The organism is Microbulbifer sp. YPW16 (assembly GCF_021290385.1).
Lineage (GTDB): Bacteria > Pseudomonadota > Gammaproteobacteria > Pseudomonadales > Cellvibrionaceae > Microbulbifer > Microbulbifer zhoushanensis.
Genome location: NZ_CP089928.1, coordinates 2,262,271 through 2,277,112 on the forward strand (window position 1 = coordinate 2,262,271; position 14,842 = coordinate 2,277,112).

At 62.0% G+C, this 14,842-nt stretch carries 13 protein-coding genes; 5 read left to right on the forward strand and 8 right to left on the reverse strand.

Annotation, left to right across the window (positions count from 1 at the left end):
* Positions 1 to 115: 115 nt before the first annotated feature.
* The 8 genes from LVE68_RS09545 to LVE68_RS09580 form a co-directional block, all read right to left on the reverse strand.
* A complete protein-coding gene (locus LVE68_RS09545) occupies positions 116 to 685 on the reverse strand; it encodes a DJ-1 family glyoxalase III (protein ID WP_232940015.1) in 570 nt (189 codons plus the stop codon).
* Positions 686 to 744: 59 nt separating this feature from the next.
* Positions 745 to 1,305: a hypothetical protein gene (locus tag LVE68_RS09550; RefSeq protein ID WP_232940017.1), complete on the reverse strand. Its 561-nt coding sequence runs from the start codon at positions 1,303 to 1,305 to the stop codon at positions 745 to 747.
* An 80-nt stretch (positions 1,306 to 1,385) separates the two neighbouring features.
* On the reverse strand, positions 1,386 to 2,447 hold the full coding sequence (locus LVE68_RS09555) for a DUF3570 domain-containing protein (RefSeq protein WP_232940019.1): 1,062 nt from the start codon (positions 2,445 to 2,447) through the stop codon (positions 1,386 to 1,388).
* Positions 2,448 to 2,595: 148 nt separating this feature from the next.
* Positions 2,596 to 2,826 (reverse strand): DUF4266 domain-containing protein, encoded by a 231-nt coding sequence (locus LVE68_RS09560; protein WP_232940021.1) that lies wholly within the window; start codon positions 2,824 to 2,826, stop codon positions 2,596 to 2,598.
* 3 nt (positions 2,827 to 2,829) lie between these two features.
* Positions 2,830 to 3,306, reverse strand: coding sequence for a TlpA family protein disulfide reductase (locus LVE68_RS09565; RefSeq protein ID WP_232940023.1), 477 nt, complete (start codon positions 3,304 to 3,306; stop codon positions 2,830 to 2,832).
* A 90-nt stretch (positions 3,307 to 3,396) separates the two neighbouring features.
* A complete protein-coding gene (locus LVE68_RS09570) occupies positions 3,397 to 4,053 on the reverse strand; it encodes an outer membrane beta-barrel domain-containing protein (RefSeq protein WP_232940024.1) in 657 nt (218 codons plus the stop codon).
* Positions 4,023 to 4,811 carry an outer membrane beta-barrel protein gene (locus tag LVE68_RS09575; protein ID WP_232940025.1) on the reverse strand — a complete coding sequence of 263 codons (789 nt, stop codon included), beginning with the start codon at positions 4,809 to 4,811 and terminating at the stop codon, positions 4,023 to 4,025. The genes LVE68_RS09570 and LVE68_RS09575 overlap by 31 nt, the downstream gene beginning before the upstream one ends.
* Positions 4,812 to 4,814: 3 nt before the next feature.
* Entirely contained in the window at positions 4,815 to 7,433 is a 2,619-nt protein-coding gene (locus tag LVE68_RS09580) for a hypothetical protein (protein WP_232940026.1), read from the reverse strand.
* A gap of 226 nt (positions 7,434 to 7,659) precedes the next feature.
* On the opposite strand from LVE68_RS09580, the gene LVE68_RS09585 reads away from it, so the two are divergent.
* From LVE68_RS09585 to LVE68_RS09605, 5 genes are all read left to right on the forward strand, one after another.
* Complete coding sequence (locus LVE68_RS09585) at positions 7,660 to 8,877, forward strand: hypothetical protein (protein WP_232940027.1); 1,218 nt, start codon at positions 7,660 to 7,662, stop codon at positions 8,875 to 8,877.
* Positions 8,878 to 8,886: 9 nt separating this feature from the next.
* On the forward strand, positions 8,887 to 11,394 hold the full coding sequence (locus LVE68_RS09590) for a LamG domain-containing protein (protein ID WP_232940028.1): 2,508 nt from the start codon (positions 8,887 to 8,889) through the stop codon (positions 11,392 to 11,394).
* A 101-nt stretch (positions 11,395 to 11,495) separates the two neighbouring features.
* On the forward strand, positions 11,496 to 13,067 hold the full coding sequence (locus LVE68_RS09595; protein WP_232940029.1) for a general secretion pathway protein GspF: 1,572 nt from the start codon (positions 11,496 to 11,498) through the stop codon (positions 13,065 to 13,067).
* A 44-nt stretch (positions 13,068 to 13,111) separates the two neighbouring features.
* Positions 13,112 to 14,116, forward strand: a complete 1,005-nt coding sequence (locus LVE68_RS09600) for an FAD:protein FMN transferase (protein WP_232940030.1) — start codon at positions 13,112 to 13,114, stop codon at positions 14,114 to 14,116.
* Between the two features lie 174 nt (positions 14,117 to 14,290).
* On the forward strand, positions 14,291 to 14,833 hold the full coding sequence (locus LVE68_RS09605) for an AraC family transcriptional regulator (RefSeq protein WP_232940031.1): 543 nt from the start codon (positions 14,291 to 14,293) through the stop codon (positions 14,831 to 14,833).
* Positions 14,834 to 14,842 lie beyond the last annotated feature (9 nt).

The window sequence follows — 14,842 nt, forward strand, 5'->3', positions numbered from 1 at the left end:
GCCAAATAGCCCCAAGGGGCTATTGTGAATGGCCGGCCAACCGGGAAAATGAAATCGACCTCCCAAGAAAGGACGCAGAGCCCGAGGTTTAGCGGTACAAGGATGTACCGCGCTTTCAGCTACTAGTGACTGCCATCGGTGCGGCTACTGACTGGCGCTGCTTTTCGCCATAGAGGCATTCCACCAGGGTGAGTGCAAATGCCATGGCCGTTCCCGGCGCCTGGCTGGTGACCAGGTTGCGATCACAGACAACCGGTTCACCTCTGGCGGCAAGAGCCTGCTCGCCAAGCTCTTGCCGAAATCCCTCGTGACAGGTAGCAATCCGCTGGTCCAGCATCCCGTGCCGGCCAAGCACGACTACCGGCGCCGCGCAGATTGCCCCCAGCCAGTGGCCAGCGGCCAACTGCTCCCTGGCCATCTCCACCAGCGCTGCACAGCCGGCCAGGTCTTCCGCGCCCGGCATACCGCCGGGCAGAACAATCAGGTCCCAGGCCCGCTCACAATCAGCCAGCAGGCAATCCGCCGTTATCACCACACCACGGGATGCGGTGATGGTTTGTGACGCCATGACCGAGGCGACAGTGACGTTCGCGCCGGCACGGCGCAGCACATCGATCACCGTGACCGCCTCGATCTCCTCACTGCCATCGGCAATGGGCACCAGTACCCGCTTTTCTGTTTTCACCTTGCCTCCCTGGCTTGTGCCTCCTGCTTAAAGATGTGCGCTGGCCCATCGGCCACGGGCTAGCGCCAGTACTCCCCGGTTACCGCATTCACGTACATCTTTTGCCGGTTACGGGGACTCTCAAATACTACGATATCGCCATTGACCGCGATCAGGTTCCAGCGCAGATTGACGGCTTTCTGTACCTGCGCGGCGGCGGGGGAGTCCGCGAGTTTTTGCAATTCTGCCTCTGCATCAAATCCATTGGCAGCGGCCACACTGATACCCTCGCCGATAATGGCAAAGACCAGCTCCTCCTCCTGCTCCAGTGAAATGATCGGGTAGACGACCTCATCGTAGGCCCCGATACGATAGCTTTCTGCATCCGGGTCCAGCGGCGTCAACATGACAATAAAGCCCCGCTTGCCCGCCCGGATACTTTCGACCTGGCGGATGCGCTCGGCTTGCCCCAGGCGCGGGTCATCTGCAGCCAGGTCGACAACAAAGACCTTGTTGTCGGCCACCTTCTCCGGGGTCCAGGTGCGCAGGAATACGTTGGTGGTATTTTCACTGCCCCAGGACCACTGGGGATTGGCCAGGGGAGCGTTAAGCACTTCGGAAAAATAGGAAGTGATGTTCATTGCCATTCCGGAAACCTCAGCCTGTTTATTATTTTAATCAGGCCGAGGTTAGCACGATCAGGCAACCCGGTGGACGGCAATTACAGCCTTACCGACCAGAACAGCCGGATCACATTGGCCCCAAAGCTGTAGCCGGGTTCCTCCCCCGGGGCAATAGTGTTTTCCGGGTTGTGCACGGTGACATCGCGGAAATCATCGTACTCAAACAGGATATGGTCCCAGTAGAAGTTGATGGTGTTTTTGCGGTCGAACAGGGACCAGCGTTCAGGCAGCACGTAGGCGACGCCGATACCGATGGAGATATCGGAGAAATTACTCAGCTCCTTGTCCCGCGCACGGAAATTTGTGGCATCGCGGTAGGGAAAGAGGTCACTGTAAAAATCTGCAGCGTCCTGCTGGTAAAAGCGCAGCTTTCCCTCGAGGATCCATTCATCCTGCTCCCTCAGGGGGTGGGTATAGCGAAACTCGATATTATCAGCCTCGACACCCCAGCTGTCCGCATAACGCCGGTATTCGGCCCGTATGGCAGCCCGGTAGGGCAGGCGATACTTTGCCCGCAGTGCCACTGCATCACTGTTGCGGGTGGTCGGGTAGATCTCCGGCTGGTAACTGAATCCCAGGGCCGAGGCGGGATCGGCGTAGCGTACTGTGCGATAGGGGTTGTTCAGAAAACCCTCGTCCGCGACCGTTTCCACACTCAGCTCGGCAATCAGTTTAGTGGTCAGGATCTGGTTCCAGTTGACCGCGTAACGCCGGTGCTGTGCATCGGCGGCGAAGTCCGGGTCACCATTGCGGAAAACATCGTCGTTGCCAAAGCTTACCCGCATATCCAGGGTGCTCAGCTCGCCGAAGAATGCCTGGCTGATACCAAAGGCTACTGTCTCCGCCTGGTAATCGTTCTCCGAGCTGTTGGTATAACCAATGCTGACCGTGGTCTTGTCCACCAGGTAGTCGGCGCCCAGGGAATATTCATCCCGCTGTTCCGAGTAGGGACTGGCGGTCGCCTCCACGTCGATGGAGGCGCCGGAGATCATATCGACGTAATAGTTGGCCGACAGGGATACCGAGTTGCCCACATTTTTCCGCACCAGTATCGACGGCCCGTCGATCGTCACCCCGCCGCCACTGTAAGAGTGGTACATGGTATCGGCGCGCTCCTCGGGGAGTACCGCGGCAAGCGCAATTACAGGAAAAGCCAGCAGGATTGCCAGCAGTCCACCGAACGTACCTGAATGACGCGAGCACCGCCGGGTGCCGAAATGTGGAGCGCAGCAGCCCTGAAGCGAATTTTTAGTTGCAGCCGCAGCCACCGCCACTCCCCCCTTCCGCACCCCGGGCCGCTTCGCGGGCCTCGTACACATGATTCATATAACCGGCAGCCACCGGGTCCATTTCGAACGCCATGATCGGGTCGGCAAGGTAATGCCGCTCGTAGGGGGCCACCCAGGGACTGACAGAACAGCCGCTGAGCAGCGCCATGCCGGTGCCGAGTAGCGCCAGGCGACGCAGGGTGGAAAACATGGGTTACTCCCGGATCAGTTCCTTGATGATTTTCTTGTAGGCCGCCTCGTCGCCCTCGCGATAGCCGCGATGGATGTGGCGCACCTTGCCGCTGCGATCAATGAATACACTACTGGGCATGGCATCGATACCGAACTTCTTGCTTACATCGCTGCCGCTGTCGAACAGGATGGGGAAATCAACCGGGATCTTCGCCAGCATCTGCTCTGCGTCACTGCGCTGGGCATCTACATTGACGCCCCAGACCTGGAAACCCGCGGCGCTGTAGCGTGCATGCAGGTCATCCAGCAATGGCATCTCCTGGCGACAGGGACCGCACCAGGAAGCCCAGAAATTGAGCATGATCACCTCGCCGCGTTGCTCAGCCAGGCGCAGGTTGTCGCCGCTGTTGGAGGCCAGGGTAAAGTCCGGCGAGGGGGCGTTGGCGCCGGCCAAGGATGCAGTCAGTGCCAGGGTTATGGTGGCTAGAAAACGAAACATGATGGTTCCCTGTTGTTATCTGGTTATGGTTTTCTGGACGTTGTTGTCTGGATGGTGGTGAACTCAAAAAGTCCTGGTACAGCCGGCCGCTCAGAAATATACCGACAGGCCCAGCTGGGCGGAGAGGTTGTTGGTCACCTGGGCCTCGCCAAACAGCTCGTGCTCAAAAATATGGTCGCGCACGTCCAGCCGCAGCGACAGCCAGTCGGTGGGCAGTACACGGATACCGGCACCGATGTTATAGGTAAAGTGGTCCTCGTCGGCGAAACTGGTATTGCCAATGCCGCCAACCAGGTAGAAACCGCCGTTCAGGGCCCAGTCGTCGAAAGCAAAGTATTCACCCGGGAACAGGTTCCAGGCCAGTGACAGGTTGTAGTAACTGAGTTCCCGCTCTTCATCGGTCAGCAGCGGCGCGGCACCGCTCAGGCGCTCAAAACTGGATTCCCCCAGCTCGGTCTGGCCGTAGCCGGCCTCCATAAAAAAGTCCTCGCTGATATGGTATGCGAGCGCGCCGCCGTAAACCGCGTTGGAGCCGAAATCCTCCACGTTCATAATGCCGCCGAGGAATGCGGTGACCTCAAAATTCTCACTGTCGATATCCGCCTCGCGAATCTCACGCCGCTCAAGGCCGGGCGAGACGATATCATCCAGTACCGTCGTATCCTGCTGCGCACTGGCCGGTCCCGCGACCTGCGCTGCCAGGTATGCGGCCGCGATTACAGAAAGACGTCGAAGCCCAGTTTCCATTCGTAAATCTCCTGGTTGCTCTCCCGCGAGGTGAGCAGGTAGTGATTGGCTACTTCCGCGCGCAGGGCAAACTGCCGCGACAGGTGTGTGCGCAAACCAAAGCCGGTCAGCATTGCCGTATCCTGCCGGTCTTCCGTGGCGACAATGGTGGCGTTGGGGGAGGTAATATTGATTCCGGTGCCGAGCATGAAGTAGGGCGACACCCGCCACTGCGGAAACGGTTGGTGCAACACTGCCACCTGGTAAGTCTGGCTGTCGGAAAATTCTCCCACTGCCTGGGTGGCCCGCAGCTCGCCGGAAAGGTTGGCGGTAAAGCGGTAGCCCAGGCTCACCCCCATGGCATTGGCGCCCTCGAAATCGCCGTAGGTAAAGCCGAGGTTAAAGCGTTGCGAGCGGTAGTCGCTGTAATCCGGCAGCGGGATTCGCACGGGCTCGCCCCCGGCATCACGGATCTCGGCCAGGTCGGCGATACGCGTCCAGCCACGGATATTTTTGCGGGTCGCCACTTTCACCCAGTCGGTGCGACGCTTCAGCAGCCACAGGGGCTCACCGTGCTCGGCCACATGAAAGATCGGGTAGCCGCGCCCGGGGCCGGTGTAGATGTTTACGTAGGGGGACTCGACAAATACCTGCTCCGCGTCAGCCGGCGGTGCAGTGGGTGCGCCACTGGCATGACCGATCGCCGGCAGCAGTGTGCACACCAGGGCCAGGAGCAGCCGGCGAGCGAGGAAATCCGGATGATACAACGGACTGTCCATGATTCAGTTCACCGGCGCTTCGAACGGGTTGTTGTAATACTGCGCACCGATATCAATCCATTCAGAGATCAACCGCAGTTCCGCCGGCTCCAGGTAGCCCGCGTGGCTGGCGCCGGCTGCAAACACATCGAAGAAGCGACTGCCGTTGGCAGAATTACCGACGATACGCTCGATTTCCACCACCACCATCACCGGGATCGGGTTGCCGTTCTCGTCCAGCACCAGGTTGCCGTCCTCATCGGTCTCGTACAGCAGGTTGCCATCGTCGTCCCGGTCCTGCACCAGCACTTCCTGCAATGCACCGTCCACCAGTTCCTGGGTGGGATTGTCGAATGACAGCTCCACGTATGAAGTCATCCAGTCGGCATTAAAGGGTGAAGCCTGTGAGGCCAGGTCCAGTTGCGCGGCGGGTACCCGGGCCATGCCATTGGCGTCACGGCTGGTATGGCACTGCAGGCAGCGGTTGTCGGCCACTACATTGCCCGCGCCATCAGTAACCGGGCGCTCCCGTTCCCACAGCGGCTGGATATGCAGCGGGTAGTGGATCACGCTGCGGCAGCCGGGCGCCCAGCTGTCGCGACAGGTGGGGCTCACCGGCTGCGCGGTGGCCAGGTCGGCATAGGGGATAGTGGTGCTGGGGTCCTTGGCGCGGACGGCGGGGTCGGTCCACAGGTCCGCGAAAGCAATATCGCCCCCGAGCTCTGCCTCACCGGCGATGCGCGCCAGCAGCTGCGCCATGGTCTCGCCCATTTCCGCCACCAGCGCGGGCTCGGTATTGGGGAAAGGGATTCCGGAGGTGGCGGCACCGCCCCAGGCGGGATCCGGGTTCTTGTCCGGGCGCCCGTGGGGTACCTCGCTGTCGCCGGTGTGGCAACCGTTACACTGGCGCACCTCACCGGCGCGCAGCTGCAGCCAGCTGCGATGGCGCCCGGCAATGCGACGACCGTTGGCATCCACCACGCCGATCGCCAGCGGCATATCCGCCGGCAGTTTGACCCGCACCGAGCCGTCCGGCTGGATCGGCGTATAACCGAGGATTTCGCGCATGCCCTGGGCGCGGCTGCGACCGAATGCGGAAGCATCGAAATCGAGCACACTGTCATCCGGGATACCCACCCCCTTGATCACCCGCAGGTACCGGGCCGGTCGCTCGGCAGCGGTGGTCTCTGCGGGATCTGCAAGCGGCGGGATTCCGGCGATATCCTCGCCATCAAAATCGTAGACGCTGCGGATATCCAGCACACCCGCACCCTCGTCCACCAGTTCCCGGTCCAGCTCGGTGGCCGGAATCAGCTCCGGGATATACTCCGGCACTGTGCGCGGCTCCAGGGTGACACCCTCGCTGATCATCTGACCCTCTTCGGCCACCACGATCGGCTGCTGGGTGCCCTCTGCATAGTCATAGATCCACAGCCCGTAAAGCGGGTCTGCCGGCATAATATCGGGGATTGCCAGCCACTCGTCGGTACAGGGCCGCGGCAGCTCGGTCTCCGGTTCCAGCACCCGGCACTCACTCCAGCTCACCAGCAGGCGACTGGTACCGTCGTAAAACGGCCAGGCGGACGCAAACAGCCCATGGGGGGAGAGGGTGCCGTCAGTAATGACCTCGTCCACGGAAATGGAGGCCTGGCCCACCAGCTCCCGCGGTGCATCACTGCCCTCCACCGGCGGCGTGTAGGCCTCGGTGTATTCGATGCTGTCGATGGCCACCAGGTCACCGCCAAAAGTAATTCCCTCGGGGCCGCGCAGGGTCACCAGCAGGCGGCCGTCAGCCAGTTCCCGAGGCCGTACGAACGCTGCCTCGCTTTCACCGGTGCCGGTCTGCTGGCTGTGGTAACCGTAGTGAAAGGCCAGGCCGGTGCCATCGGGATCGACGGTATAGAGGGAGAGATTGTCCACCCCGGCCATATTGTCCCAGCGATTGAACAGCACCCGGCCATCGTCCAGGACCGTCGGGTGCAGGTCGTGGCTCTGGTTGTAGGAAATCTGCCGGATATCGGAGCCGTCCCCTTCCATGACATGCAGGACGAAGGCCTCCTGTTGCAGGTCTTCTGCCAGTGATGAAAACTGCGGTTTGTTATCGTCCAGCAGCAACGCCCGCGAGCGACGCTGGCGTGTGGAAGTGAATACGATACGGCCGTCGGGCAGGAAGGCGGGGCCAATATCCTCCCCCTGCTCGGCAATCAGGTCGGAGTCGATAACCCGGCGCAGGGTGTCGGAATCACGCTCGTAGACCCAGATATTCCAGGTGGGCTGTTCATCGTCATCGGCATCCTCGATCTCCGGGGCGCGCATGGCGAACACCAGGGTTTCACCATCGGGCGAGACATTCAGGTCCTTGACGTCGTACTCGCCCTCAAACAAACCGGCCGTCAGCGCCCGTTCCGGCGCACTGGGCGTGGCGCGATCCTTGATTACCAGCTCCGCCCCGGGATTAAAATTGTCCGGGCGATAAATATTGTCTTCGCTGAGTGCACCGTCGTCCTCGAAACCCAGCTGCCTGCGCACAAACGCTACTGGAAAATCTACGACTACCGGGTCTTCGGCCTGGTCACCGCCGGTGCTCGAGCCGCCATTCCCGCTGCCACCACTACAGGCGTGCAGCAGGCACAGGACTGGCAAAGTGCAAATTAATCTCGCTGTAATATTCACTTACGCCAACCCCAATAAATTCCATTAACCTAGACTGCGGCCCATGGAATTCTCTCCGCCACCATGACAACACTCAAGGCAATCACGCTGAAAATGCCAACTGCAACCCACTTCTCGGCAGTGGCGCTGGCAAATCGGTAGCCAGCTCTTACCATCGCAGGTCTCAAACTCTCAGCTGGCTCCCTTTTCAATGGATATGAAACCAACCCGCGTGCGACGGCAACTGGCTACCGGTATCGCACTGGGCAGTGCACTTTGCTCGGCAATGGCCCTGGCTGCGCCACAGGAACAGGCCCTGCAGATGCACAGCCGCCTGACTGGTATCAAGCCCACTGAAACTGTCTTACTGGATATGGCCCGGGATATCGGCGATGGCAACCCGGAAGCCGCCGCCTATACGGCGATGGAAAACAACGCCTTTTACAATGTCACGCTGAAAAACATTGCCACTCCCTGGACCAATCGCGACCGCGATGTATTCGCACCGTTGAACGACTACACCGCAACGGTGATCGGGATCGTGCGCGACGACCTGGATTTCCGCCAGGTACTGTCCGGCAATATCATTTACACCGGTGACAGCGGGCTCGGCCTACCCGGTTACAGCAACAGCAACAACAATCACTACGAGGCCCTGGAGAGCGGAGGCTATTCCCTCCGGGACAGCCTGGTGCAACGCAGTCAGTCCTCGGTAACCGGCCTGCCGGCGGCAGCCACCGCCGGGGTAATGACCACTCGCGCCGGCGCCAAGGCGTTTTTCTATGCCGGCACCAACCGCGCCATGTTCCGCTACACCCTGCTCAACCACCTGTGCCGCGACCTGGAGCAGGTACAGGACACCACCCGCCCACCGGACCGTATTCGCCAGGATGTGAGCCGCAGCCCCGGCGGCGACAGTCGTGTCTTCCAGAACAATTGCGTTGGTTGTCATAGCGGCATGGATCCCATGGCCCAGGCATTTGCCTATTACGACTACGCCTACGACCCGGACAGCGATCCCACCGGCGAGAATGGCCGGCTGGATTACAACGTCGCCGGCGAGACCGACCCGGCCACCGGCAGCCGGGTCAAGGCCAAGAACCAGATCAACAGCGCCAACTTCCCCCACGGCTTTATCGTCCCCGACGATCGCTGGGACAACTACTGGCGCCAGGGACCCAACCAGCACCTGGGCTGGGACGCGGCCCTGCCTGGCGGCGGCAATGGTGCCAAGTCGCTGGGTGAGGAACTGGCCAGCAGCGATGCCTTTGCCCGCTGCCAGGTGACCAAGGTATTCCGCCAGGTGTGCCTGCGCGCGCCGGAGGACAGCAGCGACCGCGCTGCGGTGGATACCATTACCGAGAGCTTTGTGGGCGGGGGGTATCGCCTCAAGCAGGTATACGCCGATTCGGCGATTTACTGCGCGGGGGAATAGGACATGGCCATGACAAACCAGAGGATTTTCGCCGCGCCCCGCACCGCCCTGCTGACCAGCCTGGCCATGGCGGCCGCCCTGGCGGGCTGTAGTGGTGGCAGTGGGCAGGACACCGAGCAGCTCCCGGATACCAGTGGCAATACCGGTGGCGGCGTAACCTATTCCGGCCCGGCCCCGCGGGACGAGGATGTGCAGCAGTACAAGCGCTTTATCTGGGACAACCTGGCCGGCGAGGATCGCTGCGGCAGCTGTCATGTCGAGGGCGGCCAGAGCCCGCGGTTTGTGCGCGGCGACAATATCAATACCGCCTACGATGAGGGACGGGACCTGGTCGACCTGGCCCGCCCGGCGGAATCGCGACTGGTGACCAAGGTGGGCAGCGGGCATAACTGCTGGCTCGACAGCGCCAGTGCCTGCGCCGAGATCATCACCAACTATATCGAGGAATGGGCCCGGGAGAGCGGCAGCCTGGTCAATACCGTGCAGCTCACCGCGCCGGTAGAGCGCGAGCCCGGCCAGAGCAAGAGCTTCCCGGCGTCCAGCGGCAGTTTCGGCAGCACCGTCTATCCACTGCTGCGCACCTATTGCGCGGGCTGCCACAGTGAGGATGCGGCCACGGCACAGCAGCCCTATTTTGCCAGTGTCGACGTGGAGCAGGCCTACGAGGCGGCGAAGACACGCATGAACCTGGACACCCCGGCCAACTCGCGCTTCTCGGTGCGCCTGGGGCAGGAATTCCACAATTGCTGGGATGACTGCGCCGCGAACGAGGATGAGATGACCGCGGCCATCCAGGCCTTTGCCGACAGCATCCCGCTCAGTGCCGTGGATCCCGACTGGGTGATCAGCAAGGCCCTGCGCATGACCGATGGCATTGTCGCCAGCAGCGGTGGGCGCATCGAGAACAACGCCATCGCCCTGTATGAATTCAAGACCGGCAGCGGCACTACCGCCTATGACACCTCCGGCGTGGACCCGGCCATCGACCTGACCCTGTCCGGGGATGTGGAGTGGCTGGGCTCCTGGGGACTGCAGATGAAGGGCGGCAAGGCACAGGGAGCCACGGCTACCAGCCGCAAGCTGTTCGATACCCTGACCGCCACTGGCGAGTACTCCATCGAAGCCTGGGTCGCACCGGCCAATGTATCCCAGGAGGGACCGGCGCGGATCGTCACCTATTCCGGCGGCAACAATATCCGCAATTTCACCCTCGGCCAGGCGATGTATAACTACACCTTCCAGAATCGCGGCGACACCACCGACGCCGATGGCATGCCGGCACTGGTTACCGACGACATGGCCGAGCGGGTCCAGGCCACCCTGCAGCATGTGGTGGCCACCTACGACCCACTCGAGGGACGCAAGCTTTACGTCAACGGGGAATATACCGGCGATATGGATCCCACCGACCCGGCGCTGCTGGGCACCTGGGATGACACCTTTGCCCTGGCGGTGGGCAGCGAGGTCTCCAATGACAACCAGTGGCAGGGCTCCGTGCGACTGCTGGCGGTCCATTCCCGCGCCCTGTCGGCGGAGGACATCGCCACCAACTACAGCGCCGGTGTGGGCGAAAAATACTTCCTGCTGTTCAAGGTGGAAGAGCACACCGGTGTGCCGCAGGGCTATGTAATGTTCGAGGTACAGCTGTTCGACAATTACGGCTACCTCTTCAGTGCCCCCAAGTTCATCAGCCTGGACAACAGCATTGAACCCACCGGATTTCCGCTCGAGGGCATGCGCATCGGTATCAACGGGCGCGAGTCGGAAGTGGGGCAGGCCTGGGCCAACCTTTCGACCACGATCAACGCCACGGATTACACGCCCGGGGAAGGACAGCTGCTGTCGCGCCTGGGGTCGATCATTTCGGTGGACAAGGGCCCGGAATCCGATGAGTTTTTCCTGACCTTCGAGCGCCTCGGCGATGCCACCTTCGCCCGGGTCGAGCCAACCCCGGCGCCGCCGGCGCAACCGGCCGACCTGGATCCGCAGCCGCGGATCGGCCTGCGCCGCTTCGAGCAGATACTGGCCAACCTGTCCCGTGCCACCGGCATTGCCAGTAGCCATCCGCAGGTTGCCGAGACCTGGGAGAAGGTCAAACGCCAGCTGCCGGTGGAAAGTGATATACGCGGTTTCCTGGCGGCCCAGCAGATGGGCATTACCCAGCTGGCGGTGAAATACTGCAGTGTGCTGGTGGACGACGCCAGCGCGCGCAGCAACTATTTTGCCGGCTTCGACTTCAGTGCCCCGGCCAGCTCCGCCTTCGACAGCGCCAGTAAGCGTGCGCAGGTCATCGACCCGCTGGTGGAAAACCTGCTCGGCCACCAGATGAACTGGCACGACGGCACAACCTCGCAATTGTCCACTGCGCCGGACCTGGCTGCGGTGGAAGGCGAACTGGACAGCCTGATCGGCACCATGACCGCCTGCGGCAGCAGCTGCGCGGCCAACCGCACCGAGACCACCGTCAAGGCAGTCTGTGCCGCCGCCATGGGCAGCGCGATGACACTGATCCACTGACAGCTATCAAGTACTGGACCGCGGCCCCGGCCGCGCAGGTGAACTGAAACTCCCAAGGCATTCCGGTGGGCCGGCATGCCGCCCCAGCCCGGACAGAGACCATGAGCAAGAAAAAGCATTTCGACCTCGACGAACCCCTGCGGCACCCGGACCACCACCGGCCGGTATCGCGGCGGGACTTTCTCGGCCAGGGTTTTCGTGCCGGCCTCGCCACCCTGATGGGCGGCTCGGTATTCAGCCTGTTCGCCAATCCGCAGGCGGCGCAGGCCGCACTGTCATCCGACCTGGAGGCGCTGCGCCAGCAGTGCGGTGTGAGTGCCACCGGGGCCGGCAAGATTCCGTTTATCTGCTTCGACCTCGCCGGTGGGGCCAATATCGCCGGCTCCAATGTGCTGGTGGGCCAGCGCGGTGGCCAGATGGATTTCCTCAGCACCGCCGGCTACGGCAAGCAGGGATTGCCCGGCGATATGGTGCCCTCCATCACCGACGCCGCCGGCAACAGTTTTACCAATACCGACCTGGGGCTGGCTTTCCACAGTGACAGCGGCATGCTGCGCGGGATTCTTGACAAGGTTACTGCCGGCACCGCAGCGGCGGTCAATGGCGCCGTGATCCCGGCGCGCTCGGAGAATGACACCGGCAACAACCCACACAACCCCATGTACGGCATCAACCGCGCCGGCGCCGACGGATCCCTGCTGGGCCTGATCGGTTCCTCCACCAGCGAGTCCGGGGGCAACTCCATGGCCCCCGCCGCCATGATCAACCCCGAGGTGCGTCCCACCAAGGTGGACCGGGCCTCCGATGTCACCGGGCTGGTGGACGTGGGCGACCTGGTGGGCCTGCTGAGCCAGGAGGATACGGTGGCGGTGATGGAGTCCATGTATCGTATCTCCGACGCCAAACTGGGGCGGGTCAATACCCGGGTCAGCGCCGACGCGGTGATCAAGGACCTGGTGCGCTGCGGTTATATGAAGAGTGCCGACCTGGCGGATCGGTTCGGCGACCCCGGCGCGCTCAACCCGGAACTGGACCCGGATATTGTCGGTCCCGCAGGCATCTTTACCAGTGCCGAACTGAGCGGCGACCGCGAGTTCCAGAAAACCGCCGCGGCGATGAAGCTGGTGATCAACGGCTATGCCGGCGCCGGCACCATCACCATGGGCGGATACGACTACCACACCGGCGACCGCGCCACCGGCGAGATCCGCGACCTGCGCGCCGGCCGCTGTATCGGCGCCTGCCTGGAATACGCCGCGCGACTGGGCAAGCCGGTAATGATCTATGTGTTCAGTGATGGATCGGTATTCAGCAACGGCATGCTCGACGATTCCATCGAGGGGCGCGGCAAGGGGGTCTGGACCGGGGATAACCAGCAGACTGCCGCTTCGTTTTTCCTGGTCTACAACCCGGCCGGGCGGCCGCAGCTGCTGGGAGGCAACGCCGCCGACCAGGCGCTGCACCAGCAGCTGGGCTACATGCGCGCTTCGGGCGACGTGGAAACGGCTTCCAGCCCGGCCGCCAACAACGTCAACCTGCTGGTGGAAACGGTGGTGCTGAATTACATGGCCCTGCACGGTGAGCAGGGAAATTTCGCCAACCTGTTCCCGAACCACGGCCTGGGCAATGCCAGCCTGATGGACAGCATGACCGCTTTCGCACCCATTGTTTAACGGCCGCAGCGCAGCGGTGACCAGGAATCCCCGATAAAAATCCAATGACCAAGTGGTATCGAAATACTGTCGCCGGTTGCCTGGCACTGCTGCTGGCAACCCCGGCGCTGGCCGAGTGGCACTATGCCCGTGAGGCCATCATGGGCACCGAGGTGACCGTGCAGCTCTGGCACGAGGACCGCGCCCGCGCGGAAGATTTAAAAAAGGCAGTGCTGGCTGAATTCCGGCGACTGGACGCGGCGCTGTCGCCCTACCGCGACAACAGCGAGCTGTCCCAGGTCAACCGCACCGCAGCAACAGGCGCGGTGGCGATTACCGACGAGCTGGCAGACCTGGTCGACAAGTCCCTGTGGTACAGCGAGCAGACTGGCGGCGCCTTCGATATCACCTACGCATCGCTCGGCCAGCACTACAACTTTCGCGCGGGTCGCCGCGCCGACACTGAAACCACAGAGAAACTGCTGCCGGCGATTGATTATCACCACCTGCAACTCGACCGGGAACAGGGCACGCTGGCGTTTGCCCACCCGGATACACGCATTGACCTGGGCGGTATCGCCAAGGGTTATGCCGTGGATCGCGCCGTGGCCATACTGCGCGGCGCCGGTGTGCACCACGCCAGTGTCAGCGCCGGTGGCGATGCGCGCATGCTCGGCGACCGCCGCGGCAAACCCTGGCTGGTGGGCATCCGCCACCCGCGGGAAAAATCGAAAAATGCCGCGGTGATCCCGCTCGAGAATACTGCCATCTCCACTTCGGGGGATTACGAGCGTTTCTTCATCGATAACGATGAATCACGAGTGCACCATATTTTCGACCCGACGACCGGACTGCCGGCAGAGACCGGGGAAACAGATAGTGACCGGCTGATCAGTGTCAGTGTGATCGGTCCCCGGGGTTTCGACACAGATCCGCTGTCCACCAGTGTCTTTGTGCTGGGCAAGAAGCGCGGGCTGGCACTGATCGATCGACTGCCGGAATTCGAGGCCATTGTGATCGACAGTAACCGGCAACTGTACTTCAGCAGGGGCCTGCAACAGCCAAAATAATTCGGGTATTCGTCGCCATGGGAGAATTGCCAACCGCATCACACCCGCGACATGATCCCCTGAGATAATTCACGGCAATCGAGACTATCGTAGGAGCGGCCGCTGGCCGCGATCTTGCAATTGACTGATCCGCAGCGGCTTTCGCGGCCAGCGGCCGCTCCTACAAGAGAAAATATGACAAAGGCTGTTCCCATGCGCCGCTGTATCCAGCAATTCGCTTTCCTCCTCGTTTTCGCCACCGGCGTGCCGGCACAGGCCGCCGATAACGCTTACTCCGCCGGTGCCGTGGAAGACCTGAAAGAGAATGTGCTCAAGCTCAATCGCGACCTGCTGATCCTCGAGGAGGACCTGCTCTATCCGGCACAGAGCCAGGTGGCCTTCTACGTCTCGATGGACGTGGGCCATTACTTCCAGCTCGATGCGGTAAAACTGCATATCGACAACAAGCTGAGCGCGAGCCACCTGTACACCGAACACCAGCGGGATGCACTGGTCCGCGGCGGCATCCAGCCGTTGTTCAAGGGCAACCTGAAATCCGGCACTTATACCGTGACCGCATTCTTTACCGGCATCGGGCCGCAGGGGCGCGAGTACAAGCGTGCCGCCACACTGGAGCTGGAAAAGACCGACGAGCCCGCGGTGATCGAGTTGCGCATCGCCGACTCGGCCGAACGCCAGCAGCCCGAGTTTGAGCTGGTGGAGTGGCCCGCGCCGTAAACCAACATG